The sequence below is a fragment of the Amycolatopsis sp. NPDC051372 genome (genome assembly GCF_040682095.1).
GTDB lineage: Bacteria > Actinomycetota > Actinomycetes > Mycobacteriales > Pseudonocardiaceae > Amycolatopsis.
The window spans coordinates 151,735-178,227 of the sequence record NZ_JBFBAF010000016.1 but is presented as its reverse complement, the minus strand read 5'-3'; the positions used below and the strand labels follow the sequence as shown (position 1 = coordinate 178,227).

The 26,493-nt window shown below is 70.4% G+C and carries 23 protein-coding genes; 13 read left to right on the top strand and 10 right to left on the bottom strand.

All coding sequences use genetic code 11. The annotated features are described in order from the left end of the window. Nucleotides 1-115: 115 nt before the first annotated feature. Nucleotides 116-5,212: an RHS repeat-associated core domain-containing protein gene (locus tag AB0M56_RS24725; RefSeq protein ID WP_364179953.1), complete on the top strand. Its 5,097-nt coding sequence runs from the start codon at nt 116-118 to the stop codon at nt 5,210-5,212. Nucleotides 5,213-5,256: 44 nt separating this feature from the next. Continuing rightward, on the top strand, nt 5,257-5,802 hold the full coding sequence (locus AB0M56_RS24720) for a type VII secretion system-associated protein (RefSeq protein ID WP_364179951.1): 546 nt from the start codon (nt 5,257-5,259) through the stop codon (nt 5,800-5,802). A gap of 9 nt (nt 5,803-5,811) precedes the next feature. Here AB0M56_RS24720 and AB0M56_RS24715 read toward each other — a convergent pair whose 3' ends face one another. Next, on the bottom strand, nt 5,812-6,663 hold the full coding sequence (locus tag AB0M56_RS24715) for a sigma-70 family RNA polymerase sigma factor (RefSeq protein ID WP_364180028.1): 852 nt from the start codon (nt 6,661-6,663) through the stop codon (nt 5,812-5,814). Between the two features lie 64 nt (nt 6,664-6,727). On the opposite strand from AB0M56_RS24715, the gene AB0M56_RS24710 reads away from it, so the two are divergent. Continuing rightward, a complete protein-coding gene (locus AB0M56_RS24710; protein ID WP_364179949.1) occupies nt 6,728-7,201 on the top strand; it encodes a nuclear transport factor 2 family protein in 474 nt (157 codons plus the stop codon). On the opposite strand, the gene AB0M56_RS24705 is transcribed toward AB0M56_RS24710, so the two are convergent. The 3 genes from AB0M56_RS24705 to AB0M56_RS24695 form a co-directional block, all read right to left on the bottom strand. Then, the gene (locus AB0M56_RS24705; RefSeq protein ID WP_364179947.1) at nt 7,193-7,648 is read right to left on the bottom strand and encodes a hypothetical protein; all 456 of its coding nucleotides are present in this window, start codon (nt 7,646-7,648) and stop codon (nt 7,193-7,195) included. The two genes, AB0M56_RS24710 and AB0M56_RS24705, sit on opposite strands and share 9 nt — an antisense overlap. A gap of 518 nt (nt 7,649-8,166) precedes the next feature. After that, nucleotides 8,167-9,525 carry an MFS transporter gene (locus AB0M56_RS24700; RefSeq protein ID WP_364179945.1) on the bottom strand — a complete coding sequence of 453 codons (1,359 nt, stop codon included), beginning with the start codon at nt 9,523-9,525 and terminating at the stop codon, nt 8,167-8,169. Further along, nucleotides 9,491-10,360, bottom strand: coding sequence for a MurR/RpiR family transcriptional regulator (locus tag AB0M56_RS24695; RefSeq protein WP_364179943.1), 870 nt, complete (start codon nt 10,358-10,360; stop codon nt 9,491-9,493). Before AB0M56_RS24695 ends, AB0M56_RS24700 begins: the two co-directional genes overlap by 35 nt. A 42-nt stretch (nt 10,361-10,402) precedes the next feature. On the opposite strand from AB0M56_RS24695, the gene AB0M56_RS24690 reads away from it, so the two are divergent. Beyond that, nucleotides 10,403-11,854, top strand: coding sequence for an aromatic amino acid ammonia-lyase (locus tag AB0M56_RS24690; RefSeq protein WP_364179941.1), 1,452 nt, complete (start codon nt 10,403-10,405; stop codon nt 11,852-11,854). 273 nt (nt 11,855-12,127) lie between these two features. Beyond that, complete coding sequence (locus AB0M56_RS24685) at nt 12,128-13,267, top strand: hypothetical protein (protein WP_364179939.1); 1,140 nt, start codon at nt 12,128-12,130, stop codon at nt 13,265-13,267. A gap of 3 nt (nt 13,268-13,270) precedes the next feature. Here the strand turns inward: AB0M56_RS24685 and AB0M56_RS24680 are convergent, their stop codons facing one another. Both AB0M56_RS24680 and AB0M56_RS24675 read right to left on the bottom strand, forming a co-directional pair. Beyond that, nucleotides 13,271-14,320: a class I SAM-dependent methyltransferase gene (locus tag AB0M56_RS24680; protein WP_364179937.1), complete on the bottom strand. Its 1,050-nt coding sequence runs from the start codon at nt 14,318-14,320 to the stop codon at nt 13,271-13,273. Between the two features lie 51 nt (nt 14,321-14,371). After that, entirely contained in the window at nt 14,372-15,130 is a 759-nt protein-coding gene (locus AB0M56_RS24675; RefSeq protein WP_364179935.1) for an IclR family transcriptional regulator, read from the bottom strand. A 151-nt stretch (nt 15,131-15,281) separates the two neighbouring features. Between AB0M56_RS24675 and AB0M56_RS24670 the strand changes: the two genes are divergently transcribed. Further along, the gene (locus AB0M56_RS24670; protein ID WP_364180026.1) at nt 15,282-15,992 is read left to right on the top strand and encodes a CoA transferase subunit A; all 711 of its coding nucleotides are present in this window, start codon (nt 15,282-15,284) and stop codon (nt 15,990-15,992) included. Continuing rightward, nucleotides 15,989-16,615, top strand: a complete 627-nt coding sequence (locus tag AB0M56_RS24665; protein WP_364179933.1) for a 3-oxoacid CoA-transferase subunit B — start codon at nt 15,989-15,991, stop codon at nt 16,613-16,615. Before AB0M56_RS24670 ends, AB0M56_RS24665 begins: the two co-directional genes overlap by 4 nt. A 61-nt stretch (nt 16,616-16,676) precedes the next feature. Here the strand turns inward: AB0M56_RS24665 and AB0M56_RS24660 are convergent, their stop codons facing one another. Then, nucleotides 16,677-17,681, bottom strand: coding sequence for a YdcF family protein (locus AB0M56_RS24660; RefSeq protein WP_364179931.1), 1,005 nt, complete (start codon nt 17,679-17,681; stop codon nt 16,677-16,679). A gap of 391 nt (nt 17,682-18,072) precedes the next feature. Between AB0M56_RS24660 and AB0M56_RS24655 the strand changes: the two genes are divergently transcribed. The 4 genes from AB0M56_RS24655 (at nt 18,073) to AB0M56_RS24640 (ending at nt 20,364) form a co-directional block, all read left to right on the top strand. Beyond that, complete coding sequence (locus AB0M56_RS24655; protein ID WP_364179929.1) at nt 18,073-18,438, top strand: glyoxalase; 366 nt, start codon at nt 18,073-18,075, stop codon at nt 18,436-18,438. Then, nucleotides 18,438-19,016: a DUF6518 family protein gene (locus AB0M56_RS24650; RefSeq protein WP_364179927.1), complete on the top strand. Its 579-nt coding sequence runs from the start codon at nt 18,438-18,440 to the stop codon at nt 19,014-19,016. The genes AB0M56_RS24655 and AB0M56_RS24650 overlap by 1 nt, the downstream gene beginning before the upstream one ends. A 105-nt stretch (nt 19,017-19,121) precedes the next feature. Continuing rightward, nucleotides 19,122-19,433: an amidase family protein gene (locus AB0M56_RS24645; RefSeq protein ID WP_364179925.1), complete on the top strand. Its 312-nt coding sequence runs from the start codon at nt 19,122-19,124 to the stop codon at nt 19,431-19,433. Next, nucleotides 19,414-20,364 carry a ring-cleaving dioxygenase gene (locus AB0M56_RS24640; protein WP_364179923.1) on the top strand — a complete coding sequence of 317 codons (951 nt, stop codon included), beginning with the start codon at nt 19,414-19,416 and terminating at the stop codon, nt 20,362-20,364. Before AB0M56_RS24645 ends, AB0M56_RS24640 begins: the two co-directional genes overlap by 20 nt. A gap of 38 nt (nt 20,365-20,402) precedes the next feature. Here AB0M56_RS24640 and AB0M56_RS24635 read toward each other — a convergent pair whose 3' ends face one another. Genes AB0M56_RS24635 through AB0M56_RS24625 form a run of 3 tightly spaced genes read right to left on the bottom strand, consistent with a single transcriptional unit; the run spans nt 20,403 to nt 24,042 of the window. After that, entirely contained in the window at nt 20,403-21,167 is a 765-nt protein-coding gene (locus AB0M56_RS24635; protein ID WP_364179921.1) for a citryl-CoA lyase, read from the bottom strand. A gap of 21 nt (nt 21,168-21,188) precedes the next feature. Further along, complete coding sequence (locus AB0M56_RS24630; RefSeq protein WP_364179919.1) at nt 21,189-22,706, bottom strand: AMP-binding protein; 1,518 nt, start codon at nt 22,704-22,706, stop codon at nt 21,189-21,191. 13 nt (nt 22,707-22,719) lie between these two features. Beyond that, on the bottom strand, nt 22,720-24,042 hold the full coding sequence (locus tag AB0M56_RS24625; protein WP_364179917.1) for an MFS transporter: 1,323 nt from the start codon (nt 24,040-24,042) through the stop codon (nt 22,720-22,722). Nucleotides 24,043-24,140: 98 nt separating this feature from the next. On the opposite strand from AB0M56_RS24625, the gene AB0M56_RS24620 reads away from it, so the two are divergent. Together AB0M56_RS24620 and AB0M56_RS24615 are read left to right on the top strand one after the other, a co-directional pair. Continuing rightward, nucleotides 24,141-24,935 (top strand): IclR family transcriptional regulator C-terminal domain-containing protein, encoded by a 795-nt coding sequence (locus AB0M56_RS24620; protein WP_364179915.1) that lies wholly within the window; start codon nt 24,141-24,143, stop codon nt 24,933-24,935. A 409-nt stretch (nt 24,936-25,344) separates the two neighbouring features. Next, nucleotides 25,345-26,493 (top strand): hypothetical protein, encoded by a 1,149-nt coding sequence (locus AB0M56_RS24615; protein ID WP_364179913.1) that lies wholly within the window; start codon nt 25,345-25,347, stop codon nt 26,491-26,493.

Sequence of the window (26,493 nt, the reverse complement as noted above, 5' to 3'; positions counted from 1 at the left end):
CAGGAGCGCGGGCATTCTGCCCGCCCTGCCAGGCAGGCTGTACCAAAGGGGCACCAACGAGTCAATAGCCCATCGCGCAAGCGATCCGCCCGTTCGGCGCTGCTAACTTGACGCGGTGAGTAATCCGCTGATCGCGCCGACGCAAGATTCGACGAAGGCGTATTCGGGTATTTCGCTGCTCGAATCCGCGAACGACCTGTCGACGGCCATCGAGTCGGGTGACTGGGCGTCGGTGGCGATGGGCGCGGTCGGGACGGCGCTGGATGCGTTGTCGATGGCGATGGATCCGTTCGGGGCGATCCTGGCGGCGGGCGTGTCGTGGTTGATGGAGCACGTCGGTCCGCTCAAGGACGCGCTCAATGGGTTGACCGGCAACGCGGATCAGATCAAGGCGCAGTCGGAGACGTGGGCGAACGTCGCCAAGGAGCTGGGCAGCGTCGCCTCCGATCTCAACGACGCGATCAACGCGGACTTGCAGTCGTGGTCGGGTTCGGCCTCGGATGCCTACCGGCAGCGGGGGCAGGACCTGGCGACGTCGTTGCAGGCGGCGCAGAAGGGCTGTGAAGGCGCTTCGTCCGGGGTGAAGACCGCGGGTGAGGTGGTGGCCGCGGTCCGCACTTTGGTGCGCGACATCATTTCCGAGCTGATTGGGCACATGATCAGCTGGGCGTTGCAGGTGGTGTTCACCCTGGGTATCGGGTTGGCCTGGGTGGTGCCGCAGGTCGTGAGCGCGGTGGCGAAGACGGCGTCGCAGATCACCGGTCTGGTCACGAAGCTGGTGAAGGCGCTCAAGGCCTTGGTGCCGTTGCTGAAGAAGGCCGGGACGCTGTTCGAGGACGCGGGGAAGGCGTTCAAGGGCCTCAAGGGCGGCAAGGTCGCCCCGCCGCCCAAGACCAAGGACCTCTCTGGCACCCCCGAGGCGCCGCCGGTGAAAACCCCCGGCGGCGACGGCGGCGGCACGCCCAAGGGCGGCGGCTACGAAGGCACCCCCAAGGACTACACGCCGCCGCCGGGTAAATCCGGTGCGGACGACTCCACGAAAAGCTCCGGCTACGAAGGCACGCCGAAGGACTACTCCCCGCCGCCCGGCAAATCCGGCGGCGACGACAGCACGTCGGCCTCGGGCTACAGCGGCGACGCCAAGGACTACACCCCGCCGCCGGCGTCGAAGGGTGGCGACGATTCCACCCACGCGTCGAGTTCCGGCGGCGGTGGCTCCTCCGGAAGTGGAGGTGGCACCCCGCCGCCGGTGAAGAGCGACCCACCCCCGCTCAAGGCTGATCCGGACCCGGTGCCGGCGGGCGCCGGTGGTGGCGGAACCCCGAAGGGCGGCACGCCCAAGAGCGCCCCGCCGTCGAACAAACCGGACAACCCGCGCGACACGTCGGTCGACAAGGACAGCCGCGTGTGCGCGTCGGACCCCGTCGACGTCGCCACCGGCGAGATGATCCTCGACCAGATCGATCTGGTGCTGCCGCTGGACCTCGAGCTCTCGCTCGAGCGCACGCACGTCTCCTCCTACCGCGCCGGGCGGTGGTTCGGCCGCTCCTGGGCGTCCACAGTGGACCAGCGCCTGGAGATCGACGACGAGGACGTCTGCTACTTCTCGCCCGACGGCATGGTGCTCGTGTACCCGCTGCCGGCACCGGGCGCCACGGGATTGCCGGTGGAGGGGCCGCGGCTGCCGCTGACCCGGCGGCTCGACGGCAGCTACGTGCTGGAAGAACCGTTGCGTGGCACCAGTCTCCGCTTCGACCCGGTGGTGGGAGAAGCTCCCGGCGTGCTGCCGCTCACGGCAGTGGCCGGGGCCGAGCAGCGCTTCGACGTCGACTACGACCGGACGGGGCGCCCGGCGCGGATCCGCCACTCCGACGGGTACGAGGTCGCCTTCACCGTGACCCGCGACCGGATCACCGCGATGTCGGTCGTGAACCCCGCCTCGGGTGAGAGCGTGTTGGTCACCCGCTACGGCTACGACCCCGACGGCCGGCTCACCCAGGTCGTGAACTCCTCGGGCCGCCCGATGCTGTTCGACTACGACACCCAGGGCCGCGTCACAGGCTGGCAGGACCGCACCGGAACCTGGTACCGCTACGTGTACGACGCGGCCGGACGCTGCGTGAAGACCTTGGGGGAAAAGGGCTTCCGCGACGGCAGCTTCACCTACGACCGCGAACGCCTCGTCACCGTCTACAGCGACTCGCTCGGCCACCGCACCGAGTACCACCTCAACGAGGCCGGCCAGGTCGTACGGGAGGTCGACGCGGCGGGCCACGCCACGGTGTCCACTTGGGACCGTTACGACCGGCTGCTCATGCGCACCGACAAGCTCGGGCGCACCACGTCCTACGAGTACGACGACGCCGGCGCGCTGAGCCGCGTGGTCCGGCCCGACGGCAGCGTCGTGCAGGTCGCGCTGCGTGGCGGGCTCGTCGCGGCCATCGCGGTCCGCGACGGCGAGCGCACCTGGACCCGCACGTACGACGAGCCGATTGACCCGTTCTCGGCGCGCCTCGGCGTGGCGGGCGAGTTCCGCCACGAGGGCGTCGGGAGCGCGGCTGTGCTGCCCGACGCGGTCGCGGAGGCCGGGCGGACCACGAAGGGTTACGTCCCCGACCTGTTCGGCCGGCCGGCGCTCGTCGACACGCCCGGCGGCCAGGTGCGGCTCGACTGGACGGTCGAGGGCCTGCGGACCGCGCGCACCGGCCCTGCCGGCGGACGCGAGCAGTGGTCGTACGACGGCGAAGGCAACGACGTCGCCCACGTCAGCGAGACGGGCGCCGTCACGCGGCGCGAGTACGGCCCGTTCGACGTGGTCGTCGCCGAGATCGATGAGGCGGGCGGGCGCACGACGTACGCGTATGACACCGAGCTGCGCCTGCTGGCGGTGACCAACCCGCTCGGCCTGACCTGGCGCTACGTCTACGACCACGCGGGCCGCGTCACCGAAGAGCGCGACTTCGACGGCCGCACGCTGCGGTTCGAGTACGACGCCGCCGGACAGCTCACCCGCGCGTTCAACGGCCTCGGTGAGCTCACCGAGCTCACCTACGACACGCTGGGCAACGTCGTCGCGCGGCGCGCGCCCCACGGGCTCACCACGTATTCCCACGACCCGGTCGGCCGGCTCCGCCGCGCGGAGAACGCCGACGCGGTCATCGAGTACAACCGCGACGACCGGGGTCACGTCATCGCCCAGACGACCAACGGCCGCACCACCACGTTCTCCTACGCGCCGGACGGCACCCGGGTCACCCGGCGCACACCGTCCGGAGTGGACAGTTCGTGGTCCTTCGGCGAGCGGGGCGCTCCGGTCGGCCTCGCCGGCGGGGGACACGTGCTCGCCTTCGACCGCGACCCGGCGGGCAAGGAGACGGGCCGTTCGCTGGACGGCACGGTCGTGCTGACCCAGGCGTACGACGCCGAGCAGCGCCTCACCGCGCAGGAGGGCCCGAGCCTGCGCCGGCGCTACGACTACCGGGCCGACGGCCACCTCGTCCGCACCTCCGACAGCCTCTCCGGCACCGCGGACTTCCGGCTCGACCCGGCCGGCCGTGTCGTCGAAGCGATCGCGGCCGATCGGCGCGAGGGCTTCCGCTACGACGTGGCGGGCAACATCGTCTTCAGCGGCGTGGCGGGACAGGCGGCGCCCGAAAGCGGCCCGCGGGCGTACGTGGGCAACACCCTCACCTCGGCGGGCGCGATCTCCTACCGCCACGACGCACAGGGCCGGGTCGTCCAGCGCCGTGTCGGCGAGCTCGTATGGAGCTACGGCTGGGACGGCCAGGACCGGCTGACCGGCGTGACCACCCCCGACGGCACGCGGTGGCGGTACCGCTACGACCCCGTCGGCCGGCGAATCGCGAAGCAGCGGTTCGGGCCGGGCGGCGAGATCGCCGAGCAGGTCGAGTTCGTGTGGGACGGCGGGAAACTCGTCGAGGAGTCGCACCGGCTCGCCGACGGAACCACCCGCGTGCGCACGTGGGACTACGACCCGGATACCGACGCGCCGGTGGCCCAGCACGAGAGCACCGGCGGCGTCCGGCTGTTCCACACGATCGTGACCGACCCCGTCGGACGGCCCGCCGAGCTGCTCGACGCCGAGGGCCGGCCGGTCTGGTCGGGCCGCACCACGGTGTGGGGCCGCGACCTGCCGGGCAGCGGCGGCGCGACGGCCACCCCGCTGCGCTTCCCCGGCCAGTACCTCGACGTGGAAACCGGGCTGCACTACAACGTCTACCGCTACTACGACCCCGCCTCGGGCCGCTACGTCAGCCAGGACCCGCTGGGCCTCGCGCCCGCGCCCAACCCGGCGGCGTACGTGAACAACCCGCTCCGCATCGCCGACCCGCTGGGCCTGGCACCGACGAGCTGCAAGTCGGGAGGCGGCACCGGCACCACGTCGAGCCGGGCGGGCAGCACGGACGAACCCGCCCACGTCGGCGACATCGGCAGCACGCCGAACCCGTCGCGCTCGCCGTCGCCGGAACCCGGGCCGTCGCACAAGTCGGGTGACGCGGACACCTCGGCCGAAGCCGGTCCGTCGAACTCCGCGGCAGATGGGAAGAAGCACCAGGACGCGCCCGACTTTTCGCACAACCCGGGACCGGACAAGACGCCGAAGTACGTCTACCACGGTTCGGGCGCGCCGCCGGAAACCATTTTCAAGGACGGCCTCACGTCCGACGCGATCAGACAGGGCGCGGGGCCGAAGGGGCCGAACTACGACATCGCCGGGCACCAGCACCGGTCGTACGGTTCCGGGAGTGGGTACGTGTCCACCTCGGGCGACGTCGAGACCGGATACCAGTTCGTGCCGCAGAAGGTCGGCGGGGAAATCACGCAGTCGACAAAGACCGGGTTCTGGGGCAAGTCCGACGACACGATGTTCTTCAAGCACGAGGGTTACATCTACGAGATCGAAACCGATCCCGGGAAAATGGTCCACCTGCCCTCGCACCCGGACCGCGTGCCCACCATGGACGGTCAGAACGAATGGGCCGCGGTCGACCACATCCCGGGCTCGCAGATCTCCGGCGCGTACAAGGTGGAGGGGTACTACAACGTCGGCGCCGGGCAGCCGGGCGCGCACCCGAACATCATCTATCCGAATGATCACAAGCTCGTGCCCCAGCTCCAATATGAGCCCAACCCAGGCTTCGTTCCGAAGCCCCAGGACCCACCACCTCCGCCCGTGCCACCCAAGGACTGAGCACGCCGAGCTAGCCTGAGCCTGACGACGGATCGGAGAAAGTTGTGGATACCACCCCGGAACCGCTGCCCGCGGAGCTGCGCGAGCGTGCGCGGCAGTCGCCGGACAGCTGGCTCTACGTGGTGGACCCGGCGATGGAAGGCGCCGAGGACGTGCCGGGCGCCGCGATCGCCGGCGCCTACCGCGTCGACGAGCACGGCGAGGTCGCGGGCGAGTTCATCCCCAACCCGGACTACCGTCCGAGCACGCTGGCGCTGGGTATTCCGCGGCCCACCAACGAGCTGGAGGCCGGGTTGCAGGCGGTCATCACCGGCAACGGCGGTAACGAGGGCGTCCACGCGGCGCTGCTCGGCGCCACGGTCTACGTGGTCGCGGAACCGGACCGCCCGGTCGTGACGATGGCGCAGGAGGACGGTGAGGTGGTTCCCGCTTACACGTCCGAGGGTTACCTGCCCGAACCACAGCCCGGCCAGGAGTTCCGCGCCGTGGCGGTGCGCGAGCTCGCGGCCGAGCTGGCGACCCGCGACTTGCTGCTCAACGAGGGCAGCGCGCTCAACGTGCGAGTGCCCGGCGCCACCTTGGCCGGCTGAGTTCGGGGGTCACAGGCCCAACAGGGCGAGCCGCGCCGGGTCGGCGAGGATGTTGATCTCGACGATCCGCCCGGAGCGGACCGTCGGGCAGAACACGGCCCGCGGCGTGCCGTCGAGGATCGCGAGCAGGCCGGGCGCACCGTTCACGAGCACGGGCCGGCTCTCGGCACCGAGCTGCTCGAACAGCACCGCCTGGCTCGCCACCCGGGCGGCACCGCGGATGAGCCGTGAGCCGCCGGTGACACCGGCGTCGGCGCGGAGCACCACGTCCGGGTCGAGCACAGCGAGCAGCGCGTCGAAGTCACCCGAGCGGGAGGCGGCCAGGAACGCGTCGAGGACCTCGCGTTGCGCGGCGACGCCGGCGTCGGGCAGCGCGGCGCCCCGGACCCGGCGGCGGGCACGGCTGGCCAGCTGCGCGGCGGTGGTGGGGGTGCGGTCGACGATCGGCGCGATCTCGGCGAAGGGCACGCCGAACAGGTCATGCAGCACGAACGCGAGCCGTTCGGCCGGCGACAACGTCTCCAGCACCACGAGCAGCGCGAGCCCGACCGAGTCGGCGAGCACCGCCTCCTCGGCGGGGTCCGGGTCGGCGACGATCGTGTCCGGCACGTGCGTCTCCAGCGGCTCCTCGCGACGGGACTTGCGCGAGCGCAGCACGTCGAGGCACACGCGGCTGACGACCGTGGTCAGCCAGCCGCCGAGGTTCGCCACGCCGCCTGTGTCGGCGCGCGAAAGCCGCAGCCAGGCCTCCTGCACAGCGTCCTCGGCCTCGGTCACCGAGCCCAGCATCCGGTAGGCGACCCCGCGAAGGTGGCCGCGGTGGGCTTCGAACTGCTCAACCAGAACTGCGTCCACTGTCAGGTTCCTCCGTCGTGGTCCGTCAGAGGGTTGACGGACCACGGACGAAAGATGTGACAGGAGAACCATGACCGACTTCCAGGCCATCGCCGACCGCGTCGAGCTCGGCGCGCTGTGCGCGGAGTTCACCGACGCCGGGATGATGCGCGACTTCGACCGCCTCGCCTCGCTCTTCGACGAGGACGGCATCTGGCGCATTCCCGAGGCCGGCATCGAGCTCGTCGGCCGGGACGGGATCCGCCGCGGGATCGAGCGCTCGCGGCAGCTGTGGGAGTACTTCCTGCAGACCGTGCACCCGGGCTCGATCCACCTCGACGGCGACACCGCCACCGGACGCGCGTACATCGTGGAGTTCGGGCGGCTGCGCGACGGCAGCTCGCACCTCAACCACTCCGTGTACCACGACAGCTACCGGCGCACGGCAGACGGCTGGAAGTTCACCGAGCGCGCGTACGAGATGCACTACGTCGACAGCACCCCGCTCGCGGGAAAGGCCTCACCCGCGCTGGGTGAGGTCATGCCCGGGAAGCTCTCAGACTGAAGTTTCGGGTTCCGAGGAGTGGGCGATCACGGCCCAGATCACGAGGACGTCGAGCACGATCACGATCAGCCCCCACGCCGGGGCGGCCGAGATGAACGCGAGCATCGCCAGCGCGTTGAACCCGGCCAGGATCACCACGACGACCTTGGCCCAGCCGGCGCCGCTGAACAGGGCGGCGCCGGCGGCGGCCGCGAGCGCGCCGACGATGAGGTGCAGCCAGCCCCAGCCGGTGAGGTTCAGCACGAGGTAGCCGCCCGGCGCGGCCACGTAGAAGTCGTTCTTGAACAGCGCCACGAGCCCGATGATGATGTTGAAGAAGCCGGCGAGCATCGCGATCGTGGCCGCGAACGCGGTCCACCCGTTCGCCGCGCGCGGTTCGGCGAAGCCCGGCCGTGCCGAGTCCATCGCCCGCGGGTCCGTCCCCTGCATCCGGATGTAGTCAGACATAGCGGTGCCTCTCGTAGGTTTCCCGTCGCCCCACGGTGGACCGGCCGCGCGCCGGAGTCCTCGCCCGTGCGGGATGAGGTGGGCGTCGCGTTGGCTAGTTTCGATCAATGTGTCAAGTGAGACTGTATTGGATGACACGATCTGACGTGTCGGAGCAGCGAGGGGAGCGGGTCATGTCCGAAGGGTGCTGCACGATCGCCCTGCCGCGGGTTCACCTCGAGCGCCTCGGCCCACGGTGGGCAGGAGACGACGTTGCTCGCGCTGTACAACTCCGTTTACCACTTCGGTGGTGTGCTCGTGCCGCCCGGTTTCAAGGGCCACGCCAAGGACGGGCGGAAACCCTTACGGCGCAAGCCACATCACGGGCGAGGACGGCTCGATCGCCGTCGACGAGCCGGCGCTGGCCGCGGCCCGCGCGCAGGGCCACCGTGTGGCGACCATGGCCGCGGCGTTGAAAACCGGCCTCGCGCAGCCTCGGCTCGCGGCAGAGGCTGCGCGGTAGGTCAGTCCGCGATAGGTCAGTCCATCGTCGAGTTCTTCGTCTCCGGCGCCCACAGCAGCGAGACGACCAGGCCGCCCACCAGCACCAGCGTGAGGATCAGCATGGTGGGGGAGAAGCCGATGCCGTCCAGCGCCAGGGGCAGCAGGAACGTGCCGATGGCCGAGCCGACGCGGCTGAGGCCGTTGAGCAGGCCGACGCCGGAGCTGCGCAGGTCGGTGGGGAACAGCTCCGGCGGGTAGACCTGGTCGAGGTTCACGGCGGCGGACATGGTGAACGTGAACACCAGGAACAGCGGGAAGACCAACGCGGTGGGCGCGTCGGGCCAGATCGCCATCGGCGCCATCGTCGCGATGAGGACCACGAACGACCAGATCGTGAGCCCGCGCCGCGACATCTTCGCCACCAGCCACAGGCCGCCGAGACTGCCGGCGAGCAGGAACAGGTTCAGCAGGCCGTCGCTGGTCGTGTCCTCCTCGCCGACCCCCATCTTCAGCAGCACCAGCGGCAGGAACGTGTAGATGGCGAAGTAGGGCACCACCTGGGCGTTGTAGAAGATCGTGCCGAACGCCGTGTTGCGCCAGTACTTCTTGCCGAACAGCTCGCGGTAGCGCACGCGCCGCGCCGCGACGTGGTTGCGCACGAGGTCTTCGAACGCCTCGACGTCGCCGCGCAGCCGCTCGACGACCGCTCGCGCCTGGTCGACGCGGCCCTGCGACAGCAACCACCGCGGCGACTCCGGCACACCGATGCGCAGCAGCACCACGGCGATCGCGGGGATGCTGCTCGACGCGAGCAGCCAGCGCCACGACTCGCCACCGAGGCTCACGACGTAGTTGCCGAGGAAGAACGCCGCGACGTAGCCGACCGTCCACAGCACGGTGAGCGAAGCCAGCAGCCCGCCGCGGTACTTGCGGGGCACGAACTCCGCGACGAGTGTCGGCCCGAGTGCGTAGTCGGCGCCGATGCCGATGCCGATCAACAGTCTGAGGATGAACAGCTGCGTCGGGCTGGTCACGAAGAACTCGGCGGCCGACGCGACGGCGATCAACAGGAAGTCCACTGTGTACAGCCGCTGGCGGCCGATCTTGTCCGCCGCCCAGCCGACGACGATGCTGCCGAGGAAAATCCCGATCAGCGCCGACGCGCCGAGCAGCCCCTCCCACACCGTGCCGAACCCGAGCTGCGCCGCGATCAACGGCAGGGCGATGCTGATGATGCCGAGCTCGTAGCCGTCGGAGTAGTTGGCGCAGAAGGTCAGCGCGGTGATGCGGAGGTGGAAGCGGTTGAGCGGGACGTCGTCGAACCCTGCAGAATTTGACGCTGCGGACCCTCCTCCCTCTTTACGCGGGGAGGAAGAGGTCTTGCTCTGCGGCATAGTCTTCGAAGCCTTCCAGTCGTTGCCGGGCCAGGGCGCCGGCCGCGTCGGCCATCGCCTCGACGAGCGCCACGGTCAGGGAGGTGACCGCGGCGTGGGAGTCGAACACGAACTCGGAGGCGACGCCCGCGTGCAGCACGTCGTCGGCGAGCGGGGTGAGCGCCGAGACGGGCCGGTCCGTGATCAGGAGGGTGCGCAGGCCCAGTGCGCGAGCCTGCTCGAGGGCCGCGGCGCTCTCCCGGGGGTAGCGGGGGAGCGCGACGAGGACGAGCGTCCGGGCGCCAAGCCGGTGGGCGTGGCGCAGGGCGTCGCCGAAGACGCTGCCGGGGTCCGTGAGCAGGCGGACGTCCGGGTGGATCTTGGTGGCGAGATAAGCGAACGACGCGGCCTGCGCGGCCGAGACGCGGTAGCCGGCGACGACGAGCGGCACCGAGTCCATGAGCGTCGCGGCGATCGCGCGCAGCCGTGTGTCGTCGGCCAGCTGCGCGCGCAGGGCGGTGAGGTTGCGCAGGTCGGCGTCGATGGCGTCCTGGAACTTGTTGCCGCCGCACTCCGGCTCGGGCTCGGCCGCGGCCTCGCGCAGGTAGCGGCGGAACCCGGCATAGCCGTCGAAGCCGAGCAACGCGACGAACCGCGTGACCGACGGCTGGCTGACCTGCGCGTACTCCGCGAGCTCGCCGCTGGTGAGCGCTGCCGCCTCCGCCGCGTGGTCGGTGAGGTAGCTGGCGATGCGCCGCTGCGCGGGGGTGAGCCGGTGGGCGGTGAGCAGCTCGTGCAGCGACCGGGACAACCCGGGCCTCCCGTCCTTGCGTTGATCGCGAATGAATAGTTTCATGTCACCATAGGAATGAATGAAAACTTGTCAAGAGGGGTGGCGATGACCGACTCCAGCCGCATCGAGATCAGCGGGTCCGGCCTCCGCTGCGCCGACGTGGTCCGCCTGGCTCGTCTCAGCGCGTGGACGGAGCTGGCGCCCGAAGCCGTGACCGGCGCCGCGGCGAGCTACGAACTGGCGGTGGAGCTGGGCGCCAAGCGCGCGGTCTACGGCCGCACGACCGGCGTCGGCGCGAACCGGCACACGGTCGTCGACCCGGAGTCGGCTGACCACCACGGGTTGCGCTTGCTGCGCAGCCACGCCGGCGGGACGGGCGAGCCGCTGGCGGACGAGGTCGTGCGCGCCGTGATGGCGGTCCGGCTCAACCAACTGGCGGCCGGGGGCAGCGGTGTGCACCCGCGGCTGCTGCGTGCTTTGGAGACGGCGTTGCGGGTCGGGGCTCTGCCTCTGGTGCACTCGCGCGGCGCCATCGGCACCGGCGACTTGACCGCGTTGGCCGAGGTCGCCCTGACACTGGCCGGTGAGCTCCCGTGGGCCGCCGGCGACCTCGACCCGCTGCCGATCAGCCCGGGCGACGCGCTCGCGTTCATCTCCAGCAACGCCGCCACTCTCGCCGAGGCCGTCCTGGCCTGGCACGACCTGCGCCGGCTGCTGTCCGCTTCCCATGTGGTGACGGCTCTGACCTTCTGCGCGCTCGGCGGCTCCGCCGAGGCCTATTCGGCGCGCGTCCACGCCGCCCGCCCCCACCCCGGCGCCGTGTTCTGCGCCGCCGAACTCCGCCGGCTGCTGTTCGAAGGCGATGAGGTCGTAGAGGGCCGCCGCCTGCAGGACCCGTTCGGCCTGCGCGCTTTCCCCCAGGTCCAGGGCCCGGCCCTCGACGCGGCGGCCTCGGTGGAGCGGGTCCTGGACATCGACATCAACGCCGCGGCCGAGAACCCGCTGATCGACGTGGAAACCCAGCAGGCCTACCACCACGGCCAATTCTCGACGGCCCACGTCGCACTGGCTTTCGACCACCTGCGCGCCGCTCTGCACCACGTCGCCGAGCTGTCCACCGCCCGCCTCGGCGACCTCGTCGAGCCGGATCTCAGCGGCTTGCCCCCATTTCTCGCCCAGGGCCCCGCCGGAAGCTCCGGAATCATGATCCTGGAATACGTCGCCCGCGACGCCCTGGGCACCCTCCGCCACGCCTCGTCCCCCGTGACGCTCGGCACCGCGGTCATCTCCCGCGGCCTCGAGGACCACGCGAGCTTCTCCACGCACGCCGTCCGCAGCACGGTCGCCGCGACCGCCGCCTACCGCACCGTCCTGGCCTGCGAACTCCTCGCCGCCGTGCGCGCCCTGCGCCTCTCCGGGGTCGCGCTGCCGAACACCCCGCTGCGCGAAGCCTTCCGCCTCGCGGAGGGCGCTCTGCCCTATATCGCGGAGGACCACCCGCTGAGCGCCGAGATCAGCCTGGCGGAACGGTTGCTGGACCGGCTCGCTGCGCTGTGATGACTTCGCCTCAAAGACGGGATTTCCCTCGCGAGTTGGCGCTGGGACCGGGTCATGCCCGAACGTCATCGCCGGTGGCGGCGTTCTTGAGATGACCTGAGGCGCTGGTTAGCCTGGCCGCACCCGAGTCACGTGGGCGGCCCGTCGGTGTTCGCGGTGCGGCGTTCTTGGGACTGGAACGTCGAGGACAAGCGCGGTACCGCGGAGGACGGGCATGGAACTGCAGCCAAGGCAACAGGCGGGCAGGCTCGTGACCGAGGAGTGCGGCTCGCGGTGAGCGGCCGAGCGGAAGGCGCCGACCAAGCAGCGACCACCGAACCGACACCCCACCCCGCGATCACCCGTCGCGAACGGCACCGCAGAACCGACCCGACCGGGCCTGGCACCTCGCGCTGGGCGCGGCAGCCCGGGCTCGGCGTGGCGGGCCTGCTGCCCGTGGTCGTGGTCGCGGTGCTGATCGCCGCCGGGGCCGGGGGTGCGGAGTCGTCGTTGCTGGTGTTGGCGCCGATCGTGACGTTCGCGTTGCCGGTGGTCTCGATGATCGCGTTCTGGTGGGAGGACTGGCCGGGCACGCGGCTCGGGCCGGACTGGGCGGGGTGGGCGGACCTGGCGCTCATCGCGGCGGGCGGGATCGCGCTCACGTTCTTCGGCGAAGCCGTGGTGGGGCACCTGTCGTTCGCCGCGATCTTCGACCCGACGCCGGAGAACCTCGAGCTGAGCACGTTCCCCGTGACGTTGCCGCTCGCGGGCGCGGCGTTCGTGGTGATGCTCGAGTTGACGCTGGTGAGCGAGCACTGGCCGCTGCGGTTGTGGCTCAAGCCCATCCCGGGCGGGATCTGCGCGGTGGTGTTGTCGTGGGCGATCTCGATCCTGCTCTACGTGCTGCTGCTCGGCGGAACCCCGTTCAAGGGCGGCGGCCACGGCCTGCTCGACCCCGGCGTGTTCGGCGCGGTGCTCACGTTCATCGGCGTGTGGCAGGTGCTGCTGTTCGTGATGTGGCGGGGCTGGCCGTTCCACCACCTGCGAACGCAGTGGGTGCGATTCGTCTGCGCGAATGTCGCGACGATCGGCGCCGGCATCCTCACGTACGTGTTCCTGCAGCGCTTGCCCGTTCCGACGTTGTCCGCGCTCGCCGGCGACTTCGTGGCCGCGGGGCTCGTGGTCGGCATGCTCTTCGAAGACGCCCTGCCGGCGCGCTGGCCCGCGTGGCTCCAACGGACGGTGTCCTTGCTGCTGACGCTGGCCCTCGCCGCGGTGCTGCACGTGGTCCTGCTGGCGCTGGCCGAAGAACTGCACTGGAACCGCGGCACGCCGATCGGCTGGGTCGGCCACGTCACCCTCAACGCCATCGGCGTGTCGGTGATCCTGCACGTCGCGATCGGCCGCCGCTGGCCGCTCGCGCGCAAGAACTGAGAGCTACGCGGGTTTGCGCGCGACGTAGTAGAGGTCCATCACGTCGTCGGGACGCTTGCCGGTGGCCACGTCGGTGAAGCCCGCCTTCGCGAGGCGGGCCAGCGCGTCCTGCTCGCCCCACATCGTGCCGAGGCCGACGCCGCCCTGGGCGAGGGAGACGCTCATGCAGTAGAAGACGGAGAACGTGTACAACGCGGGCGCGAGCGGGTGCGCGATGTTGTCCTCGAGCCGCGTCGAGCACGCGGTGTCCTGCATGAGGTAGGTGCCGCCGGGGCGCAGCACGCGGTGGATGGCCGCGAGGACATCGTCGGGCGCCGCGGAGTCGTGGATCACGTCGAAGGTGGTGACGAGGTCGTACTCGCCTTCGAGACCGGTGGCGTCGGAGACGGCGAACGACGCGTTCGTCAGCCCCCAGGCCCGCGCTTCTTCCCGCGCGGCGGCGATGCCGGCTTCGGAGACGTCTACGCCGGTGAAGGTGCTGGCGGGGAACGCGCGCGCCAGGAGGTTGACGGCGTGGCCCTGGCCGGTGCCGACGTCGAGCACTGCGATCCCGCGGGTCAGCTGCTCTGCCAGGCCGGGCGCGAGCGGCAGGACGGTGGTGAGCAGTTCGGCGTCGAAGGTGCGCGCGGACTCTTCGCCCTGCAGCTTCTGGAACCGCGGGTACGCCGAGTACGGCACGCCGCCGCCGTCCTTGAACGCGGCCACCACCTGCTGCTCGACCTCACCCATCATCGCGAGGTACTGCAGCATCGAGGCCTGGTTGCCCAGGCCCGCGGCGCGGGTGAGCGACGCGGCGTGCTCGGCCGGCAGCGTGTAGCGACGAGTCTCGGGGTCGTAGGAGACGATGCTGCCGACTGTCATCGCGGCGAGCCATTCCCGGACATAACGCTCGTTCAGAGCGGCGGCTGCGGCGATCTGCTCGCTCGTCGACGGGGCCAGGCCGGCCAGCACGTCGAACAGGCCGGTCTGGTGCCCGACGCTCACCTGCAGGGCGAGGCACGCCTCGTTGAGCATCGTCGTCATGCGCTCGGCGAAGGCCGGTGTCTCGGTCACTGCCGCTCTCCTCTTGTCGTGGTCCACTGTGGACGAAAGGTCATGGCGAGCCTACGCCGAGGAGAGTTTCCGGGTCAGCGCATGGGCTTCGCGCAGCAGCAGCGCGCCCAGCTCGGTGAGCCGGTCCGGCGGGAAGCGGAACTGCACACCCGTCAGCGAAAGCGCCCACGCCGGCGCGCCCGAGCGGCCGAACACCGCGGCCGCCAGCCCCCAGCTGCCCTCGACGACGAGGCCCGGGTTGAGCGAATAGCCCGTCTCGCGGGTGCGCGCGATGCGGGCGCGGAGCTCGTCCGCGCTGTGCGCCGCGCCCCACCTCTGCGTCAGGTCGACGCGGCCGAGGTACTCGTCGATGTCGCGGTCGGGCAGGAAGGACAGCACGACGAGCCCCGCCGAGACGACGCCGAGGGGAAAGCGCGCGCCCTCGTACAGGACGAAGGAGCGGATCGGGAAGCTGCCGTCCTCGCGGAGGAGACACACGGTTTCGTCGCCCCGGCGGGCGGAGAAGAACGCGCTCTCGCCCGTGGCCTCGGCCAGGCGGTGGACGCTCGCGCGCGCGTGCTCGGTCACGTCGTAGCGCTGGGCGGCGACCTCGCCGAGCAGGTACAGCTCCGGGCCCAGGTGCCACTGCCCGGTGCGCTGGTCGCGGTCCACGAACCCCTCGTCGCCCAGCGCGGTGAGCAGGCGGTGCGCGGTCGGGCGGGCCAGGCCGGCGGCGCGCGCTACCTCGGTGGTCGTGGAGCCCTGGCCGTGGGACAGCGCGCGCAGCACCGCGGCCGCGCGGCCGACGAGGTGGTCCGGGGCGTTGCTCATGCTCTGCAGCTTACGTTCCCACGTTCACTGAGTGAACGCCGCTCCCGACCGGTGACCGCCGGGCGAGAGGCCCGCGCGACGTCGTTGACCAGGCGCAAACTCATGCTCTTGAGTGATCCCGTCCGATCATTCAGTGGACGGGAGGAACACCTTGCCGACGATCTACCCCAGCGCAGCCGAAGCGCTCGCGGGCGTGCTCACCGACGGCGCGACCCTCGCCGTGGGCGGGTTCGGCCTGAGCGGCAACCCGACGGACCTCATCGAGGCCGTGCGCGACTCCGGTGTGCGCGACCTGACCGTGGTGTCCAACAACATGGGCGTCGACGGCCAGGGCCTCGGGATCCTGCTCGAGAACCACCAGGTGTCCAAAGTGGTCGCTTCCTACGTCGGCGAGAACAAGCTCTTCGCCCGCCAGTTCCTCGACGGCGAGCTGGACGTGGAGCTCGTCCCGCAGGGCACCCTCGCCGAACGCCTGCGCGCCGGCGGCTCCGGCATTCCCGCGTTCTACACGCCGACGGGCGTCGGCACCCCGGTGGCCGACGGCAAGCCCCACGCGGAGTTCGACGGCCGGACCTACGTGCTCGAACGCGGCATCGTCGCCGACGTATCGCTGGTCCACGCCCACACGGCCGACCGCGCCGGCAACCTCACGTACCGCTTGGCAGCCCGCAACTTCAACCCGCTCGTCGCCGCCTGCGGACGGGTCTGCCTCACTGAAGCGGAGATCCTGCCGGACGACTTCGTCGACCCGGAAAACGTGATGACGCCGGGCGTGTTCGTCCAGCGCCTCGTCCTCGCGAGGCAACGGGAAAAGGCCATCGAGAAACGCACCGTCCGCCCGAAGGAGGTGGCCTGCGCATGAGCTGGACCCGCGACGAAATGGCCGCCATCGCCGCCCGCGAACTGCGCGACGGCGACTACGTGAACCTCGGCATCGGCATCCCGACACTGGTCGCGAACCACGTGCCCGACGACGTCCACGTCACGCTGCAGAGCGAAAACGGCATCCTCGGCCTCGGCCCGTTCCCGGTCGAGGGCGAGGAGGACGCCGATCTCATCAACGCCGGCAAGCAGACCGTCACCGTGGCCCCGGGCGCGAGCTTCTTCGACTCGGCCACGTCGTTTGCCATGATCCGCGGCGGCCACATCGACCTGGCGCTGCTGGGCGCGTTGCAGGTCGCCGCCAACGGGGACCTTGCCAACTGGAGCGTCCCCGGCACGATGGTCAAGGGCATGGGCGGCGCGATGGACCTGGTCGCCGGCACGAAACGCGTGGTCGTGCTGACCGATCACGTCACGAAGGACGGCGAGCCGAAGCTGGTGTCGCGCTGCACGCTTCCGCTGACCGGCACCGGCGTGGTCGATCGCGTCATCACCGACCTCGCCGTCCTCGACATCACCCCGCACGGCCTGCGGCTGGTGGAAGTGGCGCCAGGGGAGGACGCGGCCGGCGTTCGGGCGCGGACCGGTGCCCCGGTGGTGTGAGACGTGTCTTCGGCAGATCCATCGCGGCTGATTCCCGGCGCCGACCCGGTGTCGTTGCGGGTCAGAAGGCCAGTGACACCGGGTATGCCGCCGCGAGGAGCACGATCACCACGCCGTTGAGGATCCGGTAGTCGCGCAGGATGCCGATGAACTCGCGGATCGTGGCGCTCGGCACGTAGTACCAGGCGGTGTGGGAGCCGACGACCTGGCCGTTGACCTTGAGGCGCCGTGCCAGCATCGCGGTGCGGAAGGCGTGGAAGTTGTTGGTGATGAGCAGGCAGTGGTAGCCGGGTTTGCGCTCGGTCATGAGCTCGCGGCTGTAGATCAGGTTCTCGCGCGTGGTCGTGGAACGGGCCTCCAGCACGATCTCCTCGCGCGGAATGCCTTGCGCCACCAGGTAATCGGCCATCGCCTCGGCTTCCGGCTGCGTTTCGTCGGCACCCTGACCGCCGGATGTGACGAGCGTGGGCGCCGCTCCTCGCGCGACCCCCGCGTCGTACAACGCCCGCCCCCGGTCAAGCCGGCTGGCCAGCAACGGCGGCACCGCACCGCGGATCAGCCGCGACCCGTGCACCACGATGAAATCCGCGCCCTTCGGTGGCCGCAGCAGCCCGTACCCCACCGAACACAGCACGAACGCGGCGAACGCGAGGCTGAGGTAACCGAGCACAATGGACACACTGATGATCACCACCTCCGCCGCGCGCGGCACCGGGTTCTTCCCCAGCACCAGCAACGCGGGCGCGAAGGCGAACATCGCCAGCCCCGCGAGCAGCGACAGCAGGTTCCCCAGCCGCCGCCCCTCGCGGCGCACCATCTGCAGCCCGTTGAGCACCAGGAACGCCGGCAGCAGCACCGCGACCACGAGGAAGAACGCGATCGCCAGCGTGCTGCCGTCGACCACGTCGTGCACCGCGGGGATGTCCAGCAGCGCGAAGATCACGCCGATCGCGAGGAACAACAGCCCGGCCAGCAACAGCACGCCGTTCAGCAACCGCCGCCGCTCGAAGCGGAAGCTGATCGCGAAGCCGGCGAAGAACGGGATCGACGTGAGCAGGTAGGCCACGCTCAGAAGATAAGGCGATCATGGCCGGGCAGGCGGCCCGAGTGGCTTCCCGTTCGAGTGAACCGGGCGGGTCAGCCGCACCAGCCCCAGTCGCTGGCGTAGTAGGGAAATTGCCACTGCCGTAGCCGCCCGCGCCGCTTTGGGCACCGCGACCCCGGGCCCGAAGCCGATGGTCGTCGCCAGAAAGGCGCCGGCGACCACGAGAACGCGCTTGAAGATGGTGAGTTCTTCCCTTGCCCGCCGGACCTCGGCGAGCGCGCTCACTGTGCCCGCCACGGCAGTCCCAGGTGCGTGTTCAGCGTCATTTCACCCATGTGTCGGAAAACCGGCGAGGCAGCCGGCTGTCGTCATCCGGCCTGAAGTGCCTTCGCTGCCGGGTAGCCTCGACGCCGTGATCCACCACGTGCAAGTGGCCTGCCCGGCCGGGGCGGAGGACGCGCAGCGCGCCTTCTACACCGGGGTGCTCGGGTGGCCCGAGCTGCCGAAACCGCCGCTGCTCGCCCGGCGCGGCGGCTGCTGGTTCCGCGTGCCCGGTGTCGGCGGGCCGGACGGGGAGCTCCACATCGGCGTCGAACAGGACTTCCGGCCCGCGGCGAAGGCCCACCCGGCGTTCGTGGTTGACGTGGACGCCACGGCGGAGGCGGTGGCAGCCGCCGGGCACCGGGTGGTGTGGGCGGATCCGGCGGAGATCCCCGGCCGGCGCCGGTTCCACACGTTCGACGCGGTGGGTAACCGTCTCGAGTTCCTGGAAGGCTGATGCAGAAAACCGTCGCGTTGGCCGGTGGCGTGGTGCTGGGCGTCGGCACTTACCTGACGCAGCTGACTCCGTTCGGCTGGACGACCAACTCGATCGCGACCTGGTCCGCGCTCGCCTTCCTCGTCGGCTGCGCCGGCGGCCGGCCGTCGTGGCGGGTCGCCGCGGCGGCGGTGGGTTCGCTGCTGCTGGCGCTCGTGGTCTGGTACGGCGTGGCCCAAGCCGTGAACGGCCTGTATTCGGCGAGTGCGCTGGTCACCGCCGCGGTGTGGGCGGCGGGTGCGGTGCTCGCGGGGATCGTTTTCGGCCTCGGCGCGGCGTGGTGGCGGCACCGGCCGGACAGCCGGCGCGGCGCCGTCGGCCTCGCGCTGCTCGTCGCGCTCTTCGCGGTGGACGGGCTGTACCGGCTCGTGGTCCTCGGCTCGCCCGGCGCCGGCGTGACGATGCTGGTCGTGGCCGCGGTGCTGCTCGCCCTCCTCAGCCGACGTTCGTGGCGGCCCGCCGCGGCCACCCTGCCGCTCGTGGCCCTCGGCGCCGGCGGTTACGCCTTGCTGGGCTTGGTGCTCGGCGGCGCTTCGTAGAACTTCAGGAACATCGCGACCCCGGACTCGATCACGTCGGGCGAACCGGGCTGCACGCACAGCGCGTACAGCTGGCTCACCGCCGCGGCAGGGTCGGGAATCCGGATGCCCGGCAACGCGCGCACCGCGGTTTCGAGCACTCGCCGCAGCTCCGCCGGCACGCAGCCGAGCCACGCCGCGGTGTCGTCGGGGAACCGCTTCGCCTCCGCCGGACTACCCGCCCTCGTCGTCCGCGGCGGTTTCGACGCCGCCGGACTCCCCGTCGGCATCCAGCTCACCGCCGCGCCGTGGCGCGAAGAACTGCTGCTGGACACCGGCGAGCTCGTGCAACGGCTGACCGGGGCCGTGCAGCACCGGTGGCCGGAAAACGTGAACACCACAGAAAAGGAGAGCCCGAATGTCGTACCTCAACGGTAGCCACCACATCACCATGTCGGTGGCCGGCGCGCAGGAGGACGTCGACTTCCACGTGAACGTCCTCGGCCTCCGCCTGATCAAGCGGACCGTGCTGTTCGACGGCAAGATCCCGATCTACCACCTCTACTACAGCAACGCCGACGGTGACCCGAGCGCCGTGCTCACCACGTTCCCCTTCGGGCAGGCCGGGATCAACGGCCGCCGCGGCACCAACCAGGCGCGCGAGGTGCTGCTCGCCGTCCCGTCGGGTTCGTTGAACTTCTGGGCCGACCGCCTGAAAGACCGCGCGGCCGACGTGCACGACGCGACCGTGTTCGACCGCCGCCGCGTGCTGTTCCGCCACCCGTGCGGCATCGAGTACCAGCTCGTGGAGGTCGACGACGACCCGCGGCGCGGCTTCACCGGCGCCGGCGTGCCGCAGGAGTACGCGATCCACGGCATCTACGGCGTCGGCGTGCACGTGACCGGCCCGGACACCGCCGTGGAGTTCGCCGCCAACCACCTCGGCGCGCGAGAAGGCCTGGCCGAGGGCGACCGGTTCGCGCTGGAGGCGGGCCGATCCGGGCTCGGCGGCGCGGTCGAGCTCGTGGTCAACCGCACCGACGGCCCGGGCACGTGGATCTACGGCGCCGGCACCATCCACCACTTCGCGTGGAACGCCGACAACCTCAAGAACCAGGACGAGCTGAAGTTCGAGATCGAGGGCGCCGGGTACACGGATCTGTCGGAACTGCGGGACCGCAAGTACTTCAAGTCGATTTACGTCCGGTCGCCGGGCGGCGCGTTGTTCGAGCTCGCCGTGACGCACAACGAGGGCGGCTGGGATTGCGACGAGTCACCGCAGGAGCTCGGTAAGCGCTTCCAGCTGCCGGACCAGTTCGAGTCCCGCCGCGACGAGATCCTCGGCCGGCTGGAACCGATCGACATCTGAACGCGTGGGGCCGGGCACGAGCCCGGCCCCCGTGGCGCTCACTCGTGGTGGCGGGTCGCGGCCTCGTCGACCTCACGCCAGATGGTCGGCGCCGTCGGCCTGCGGATCTCCTCCAGCACGTGGCCGACGAGGCCGACGGCCCGCGCCATCACGCCGATGCCGCGCGCGGCCCGCCAGTCGATGCCCAGCCGCGACGCGATGGCGCCGATCGCGCCGGTGACGTTGACCGGGAGCTCCTTGCCCAGCGCGGTTCCCGCCTGGCGCGCGACTTCCCGGATCAACGCGACCTCCGGCCCGGTGAGGCCGGCCTCGTCGAGCAGCGTGAACAGCCGTTCCGCGCGCGGATCGAGCGGCTTGTGGATGGGGTGGCCGATGCCGGGGATGAGCCTCTTCGCGGCGACGAACCGTTCGACGATCGCGCCCGCCTCCGCGGCGAGGTCGCCTTCGAGGTCCGCTTCCTGAACGTAGCGCGCGGCCCCTTCGATGGACCCGACGAACGTCGTCCCGAGCCCGAGCAGCCCGGCCGCGACCGCGCTCTGCAAGGAATCCGGCGCCCCGTAGTGCGTCAGCCGCGAAGCGATGGCGCTCGGCGTCATGCCGTGTTCGACCAGGCTGACGGTCAGAGCGTTGAACACAGTGGACTCGCCCGGCGTCGGCAGGCGGCCCGTCAGCTCCAGGAACCCCATGTCGCCCAGGTCGACCTTGCCCACGAGGTCGTCGACCAGGTCGTGGCCGAACACCGTGATGCTCTTCGAGGTGCTCCAGCTGATGTCGGAGCGGAACTCCGGTGAATCACCCAACATGCGTGTTCCTTCCTTCGACGCTCAGGCTTGCTTCTCGAGCTCGCTGCGGACGACCTTCCCGGACGCGTTGCGCGGCAACGTCTCCGGCGCGACGAACCGGATCTCGCGGGGCCGCTTGTACTTCGCCAGCCGTTCGCCGCACAGCTCGATCAGGTCTTCTGCGGTCAACGTTTCGGCGGCGCGCGCCACGAACGCGACCGGCACCTCACCCCACGTCGGGTCGGCGCGGCGGACGACAACGGCTTCGAGCACATCGGGGTGTCGCAGCAGGGCGCGCTCGATCTCGGCGGGGTAGATGTTCTCGCCGCCGCTCTTGATCAGGTACTTCGCACGGTCGACGAAGTCCAGCGTGCCGTCGGGGTTGCGCACGAAGACGTCGCCGAGGTGGAACCAGCCGCCGCGGAAGTCGTGCGCGGTGGTGGCCGGGTCGTTCCAGTAGCCGCTGAACACCGTGGGCCCGCGCATGCAGATTTCGCCGGGTTCGCCGTCGGCGACGTCGTGATCTGCCGGGTCGACGAGCCGGATTTCGCAGTAGCCGCTCTGCACTTTGGACAGTGACCGCGGTTCCACTCCGACGGCGAGCGCGTCGCCCGAACACGGCGGGCACCCGGTTTCGGTGGTGCCGAAGGTGTTCGCGAACGGCGCGTCGAGCAGCGCGGTGATCTCGGCGATCTCGTCCGGCCCGATGAGGTCCGGCATCACCCCGCACAAACGCACTCCGGCGGGCGTGATCTGCTTGTCCCGCAAGGTGTCCGCGAAGCGCCGGACGGTGCCGGGCATGAGCAGCAGCCACCCGAGCCGTTCGGTGGCCACGACGTGGGCGAGCTCGGCCGCGTCGAACCCGTCGACCACCACGACCTTGCCGCCGCTGATGAGCGTGCTCACCGAGTTGTCGAACGCGCCCATGTGGCTCAACGGCGACCAGGCGACGAACGCGTCGTCACCCGCGAGGCCGTACTCCGCGCGGGTCGCGGAACTGCGCGCGATCTCGGCGCGGTGACTGATGGCCGCGCCCTTCGGCACGCCGGTGGTGCCGCTGGTGTAAATAATGATCAGGACGTCTTCCGGCCGCGCGGCGGACGGTCCGGCCCACGGGGTCGTCGCCACGAGTTCCGCTTCGAAAGCCTCGCCGAGCTGCAGCCGCGGCCGGGAACCCAGTGGTGCGGCGAACTTCTCGTCGGCTCGCGGCGACGTCACCAGCACCGTGGGTTCGACGAGGTCGAGGCAGGCCACGAGCTCGTCCGCGCCGGCCCGCAGGCCGGGGCACGCGACGATCGCACCCAGCAGCGCCACGGCGAGCGTGATCTCGAGGTACTCGGTGCGGTTCTCCGAAACGAGTGCCACCCGGTCGCCGCGCCGCACGCCCCGGCTCGCGAGCAGCGCGGCGACCCGGCGGCTGCGCTCGGCCAGCTCCCCGTAGGTCACCTGCCGCTCGCCGGACTGCAGCGCGACGCGGCCGGGGTGCGTCCGGGCGCGGTCTTCGAAGAGCGTGCCCACCGTGCTGCCGGCGGCGTCGAGCACGAGGTTTCCCGTTGTCATGCGCGGTTCCCGTTCAGATCAGGGCCGAACCGGTGCGGCCGGACTCGGTGACGACGTCTTCGGTCGCGTGGTGCGGGCGCACCAGCAGCACTCCGCCGATGCCGATCAAGCTCGTCAGCGCCATCCAGCCCGCGATCGCCCAGGGACTGCCGTGCAGCCAGCCCAGCAACGCCGTGGCGATCAGTGGCGCGAGGCCACCACCCACCACGGTGCCGCCTTCGCGGCCGACGGAGATGGCGCTGTAGCGGCTGCGCGTGCTGAACAAACCGGCGAAGTAGCCGGCCTGGATGGCGTCGGTCGCCGCTCCGGCACCGGCGATCCCGACCGTGACGGCGATGATCACCGGCGCGACGCCCTTGCTGTCCACGAGCAGGAAGAACGGGAACGCGAACAGGGCCTGGAAGAGCAGGCTGACGATCATCACGCGGCCGAAGCCGAAGCGATCGCCGAGGTGGCCGTAGACCGGGCCGAGCACGCACGCGACGGCGGCGCCGATGACCGTGGCCCACAGGATCTGCGATTTGCCGAGGCCGAGTTGCTTGGTCGCGTAGGTGAGGATGAAGACGGAGACGATGTTGAACGTGGCGTTCTGGCCGACCCGCATGAGGAAGATCGCGAGCATGTTGCGCGGTTGCTTGAACGCTTTGACCAGCGGCGCGCGCTCCTGCTCGCCGGCCTGCTTGATGCGGGCGAACTCACGCGTCTCCGGCAGGCCCTTGCGCACCCACAAGCCCACGCCGACGAGGATGACGCTGAGCAGGAACGGGATGCGCCAGGCCCACGACAGCAGCTGGTCGTTGTTCACCAGCGCGCCGATCACGACGTAGACGACCGACGCGAGGATCAGCCCCACGAACACGGCGCTGGACAGGAACCCGCCCCAGAACCCGGGCCGGCTGCTGCCGTTCTCCTTGGTCAGCAGCGCGGCGCCGCCCCACTCACCGCCGGTGCCGATGCCCTGCACGATCCGCAGCACCACCAGCAGGATCGGGGCCAGCGCGCCGATCTGCCCGTACGTGGGCAGCAGGCCGACGGCCAGCGTCGCCAGGCCCATGGCGAGCAGCGTGATGACCAGCGCGTTCTTGCGCCCGATGCGGTCGCCGACGTGCCCGAAGATCGCCCCGCCGAGCGGGCGGGCGACGAACCCGGTGGCGAACGTGGCGAACGACAGCAGTGAACCGTTGAGCGAGCCGGCGGACGGGAAGAACAGGCTCGGGAAGATCAACGCGGAAGCCGTGCCGTAGAGGAAGAAGTCGTACCACTCGATCACGGTGCCGAACGTCGCGGCGATGGTCGCCCGTCTGGTCAGGTGTGCCGACTGTTCGTTGGTTCGCACGCCGAGCCTCCTCGTTGAGCCGGAGCAGTGCTAAAATTTCGCCTAGCGAATAGTTTTCCGCTAGGCGGCAAACGGAGATTAGGAAGGGCAGCGCGACGATGTCAAGCGCGGACAAGGAACAGTTCGTCACCTCGCTGGCCAGGGGATTGACCGTGTTGCGGGCGTTCGGTCCCGATCAGCCCGAAATGTCCCTGAGCCAGGTCGCCGCCGCGACGGGCCTCAGTCCGGCCGCCGCGCGCCGCTTCCTGCTCACCCTCGTGGAGCTCGGCTACCTCGCGCAGGTCGACAAGCGGTTCGTCCTCACGCCGCGCGTGCTGGAACTCTCGGCGGGCTACACCCGCGCGATGAACCTGAGCAGCCTGGCGCAGCCGCTGCTGCAACGCGTCCGCGACGAAACCGGCGACAGCGTTTCCTTGACGGCTCTGGCGGGCACGGACATCCTCCACGTCTGCCACGTGCAGACGGACCGGTTGATGCGCTTCGCGATTACTCCCGGGGCTCGGGTGCCGGCTTATGTCAGCGCTTCCGGTCGCGCGATCCTGGCGCACGAGCGTCCGGCTGTGGTCGATGCTTTTTTCGTCGCCGCCACGCTCGCCCCGCGGACGGCCTCCACGATCACCTCTGCCGAGTCGCTGCGCGGTTCGCTGGCCCAAGCCCGCCAAGACGGCTACGCGGTGGTCGTCGACGAGCTCGACGTCGGCATCACCGCGCTGGGCTGCCCAGTGTTCGGCGGCTCGGTGGTCGCCGGTGTCAGTTGCTCGACGGTGTCGGGCTACCTGCCGGTGGACGAGTTCGTGGCCACGCGGCTGCCTTTGCTGAAAGAACTGGCTTCACGGCTGGGGGAAGCGTTCGAACGCTTTCCGGCGTTGCTGCACTCGTTCGAAATGCACTGAGAAGGGCGAGCTGCAAGCATGATGGTCGCCCGAGCGATCGCCGCGGCCGCCGTGTCCGTCCACGAAGGCCGGCCGAAGGAATTCTGGGCCGCCGACGCCCACAGCTGACGCGTCGAGCTCTGCCACGGGTTTCTCTCTGGGCGGAGTGGGCACCATCTCTCCCGCCGGAATCGCCGTGGTCCGAAAAGGTTGCGTCCCAGCCTCGATTTCCCCTGCCTGGTCCAACACTTTCGTCGGTCCTTGTTGACGACCGGTCCAGACCTAGTACTTTCGGCCGGCCGAACCCACCGAATGGTGTAGGCCATCTCGGGGGTCTTCACCCGGCGCCCGTTTCGGGGCCTGAGTCCGTCCTAGGGTGATCTTGCTTAGTGATCTTGATCCCGGGTCTTTTCTCAGGAGGGGAACACCTGTGCCCAAACTTCCACGCACGCTCAGCAGAACCCTGGCCGCGGCGGGCACCTTGTGCGCGCTCACGGTGGCGACGGCCGTGCCGGCTTTCGCGGCCGAGCCGGCGCCGTCGACGGTCGAGCAGGACGTGACGCAGCTGTACCAGGACGTCGTGGACCTGTACGGCGGAATTCCCGCGAGCGCGCGGGCCGGCGTCGACTCGTTGATCGACTCGCCGATCGACCACATCGGCCAGAAGCAGGGCAACGCGAAGCAGAAGCCGGCCGCCGACTGCACCGAGGGCGCGCTGCTGACGTACGCGAACCAGCTCGCCTCGCAGCTCACGCCGGTCGAAGGGCAGGCCTTCGACGCGCTTTCCGCGCTCGGCCAGCTCTACGCGCAGGGCGTCGCCACCGACAAGCAGCCGCAGGTGTTCGGCACCGACGGGCAGTACACGTCGCGCGCCACCTCGGCGATCTCGAAGCTGCGCGGGTTCTGGGACATCGAGAGCTGGAACGTGCAGCTCGTCGCGTGGAAGGGCACCGACCTCGGCAGCCCGGCGAAGATGGCGCAGACCTTCGGCCTCGGCCTTGCGCCGGCACGCGTGAAGGACGCGGCCGCGCTCGCCAACAAGGTGCTCTTCGAGCTGCCAGTGCTGCAGGGCGGCCGCAACCCGCTGCTCACGCTCAACGCGTTCTCCGCGCCCGCCGACAGCTTCGGTGGCAAGCGCGTGATGCTCGGTGACGGCATCCTCGACACCACCAACCTGCTCGGCTTCGACGACGTCGCGGTGGAAGCCGTGCTGGGCCACGAATACGGCCACCAGGTCGACTTCGCCCACGACAACTTCCCGCGCAACGAGTCCGGCGAGATGGGCCCCGACGCGTACGGCGGCTACTTCGTCGCGCACGCCAAGGGTGAGGCGTGGGACGCCCGCACCCAGCAGGAAGTGACCTACCTCAACGCTTCCATCGGCGACTGCCAGCACAGCCACGGCACCCCCGACCAGCGCAAGGCCGCCGGCGCGTGGGGCGAGAAGCAGGCCACGAGCCAGGCCAACCCGAACAAGATCGTCCCCTCCGCGACGATGATCACCAAGTTCCAGAAGGAATACCCGAAGCTCGTTCCGCCGGCCACCGACCAGCCCCAGCTGGCCGCGGCGCACAGCTGA

Excerpts from the sequence above, each read along its gene's own strand:
- AB0M56_RS24650 (WP_364179927.1), top strand. The coding sequence starts at position 18,438 with ATGCAGAAAACCGTCGCGTTGGCCGGTGGCGTGGTGCTGGGCGTCGGC.
- AB0M56_RS24645 (WP_364179925.1), top strand. The coding sequence starts at position 19,122 with ATGCCCGGCAACGCGCGCACCGCGGTTTCGAGCACTCGCCGCAGCTCC.
- AB0M56_RS24635 (WP_364179921.1), bottom strand. The coding sequence starts at position 21,167 with ATGTTGGGTGATTCACCGGAGTTCCGCTCCGACATCAGCTGGAGCACC.
- AB0M56_RS24620 (WP_364179915.1), top strand. The coding sequence starts at position 24,141 with ATGTCAAGCGCGGACAAGGAACAGTTCGTCACCTCGCTGGCCAGGGGA.
- AB0M56_RS24710 (WP_364179949.1), top strand. The coding sequence starts at position 6,728 with ATGACCGACTTCCAGGCCATCGCCGACCGCGTCGAGCTCGGCGCGCTG.
- AB0M56_RS24705 (WP_364179947.1), bottom strand. The coding sequence starts at position 7,648 with ATGTCTGACTACATCCGGATGCAGGGGACGGACCCGCGGGCGATGGAC.
- AB0M56_RS24700 (WP_364179945.1), bottom strand. The coding sequence starts at position 9,525 with ATGCCGCAGAGCAAGACCTCTTCCTCCCCGCGTAAAGAGGGAGGAGGG.
- AB0M56_RS24665 (WP_364179933.1), top strand. The coding sequence starts at position 15,989 with ATGAGCTGGACCCGCGACGAAATGGCCGCCATCGCCGCCCGCGAACTG.
- AB0M56_RS24695 (WP_364179943.1), bottom strand. The coding sequence starts at position 10,360 with ATGAAACTATTCATTCGCGATCAACGCAAGGACGGGAGGCCCGGGTTG.
- AB0M56_RS24675 (WP_364179935.1), bottom strand. The coding sequence starts at position 15,130 with ATGAGCAACGCCCCGGACCACCTCGTCGGCCGCGCGGCCGCGGTGCTG.
- AB0M56_RS24640 (WP_364179923.1), top strand. The coding sequence starts at position 19,414 with ATGTCGTACCTCAACGGTAGCCACCACATCACCATGTCGGTGGCCGGC.
- AB0M56_RS24630 (WP_364179919.1), bottom strand. The coding sequence starts at position 22,706 with ATGACAACGGGAAACCTCGTGCTCGACGCCGCCGGCAGCACGGTGGGC.
- AB0M56_RS24690 (WP_364179941.1), top strand. The coding sequence starts at position 10,403 with ATGACCGACTCCAGCCGCATCGAGATCAGCGGGTCCGGCCTCCGCTGC.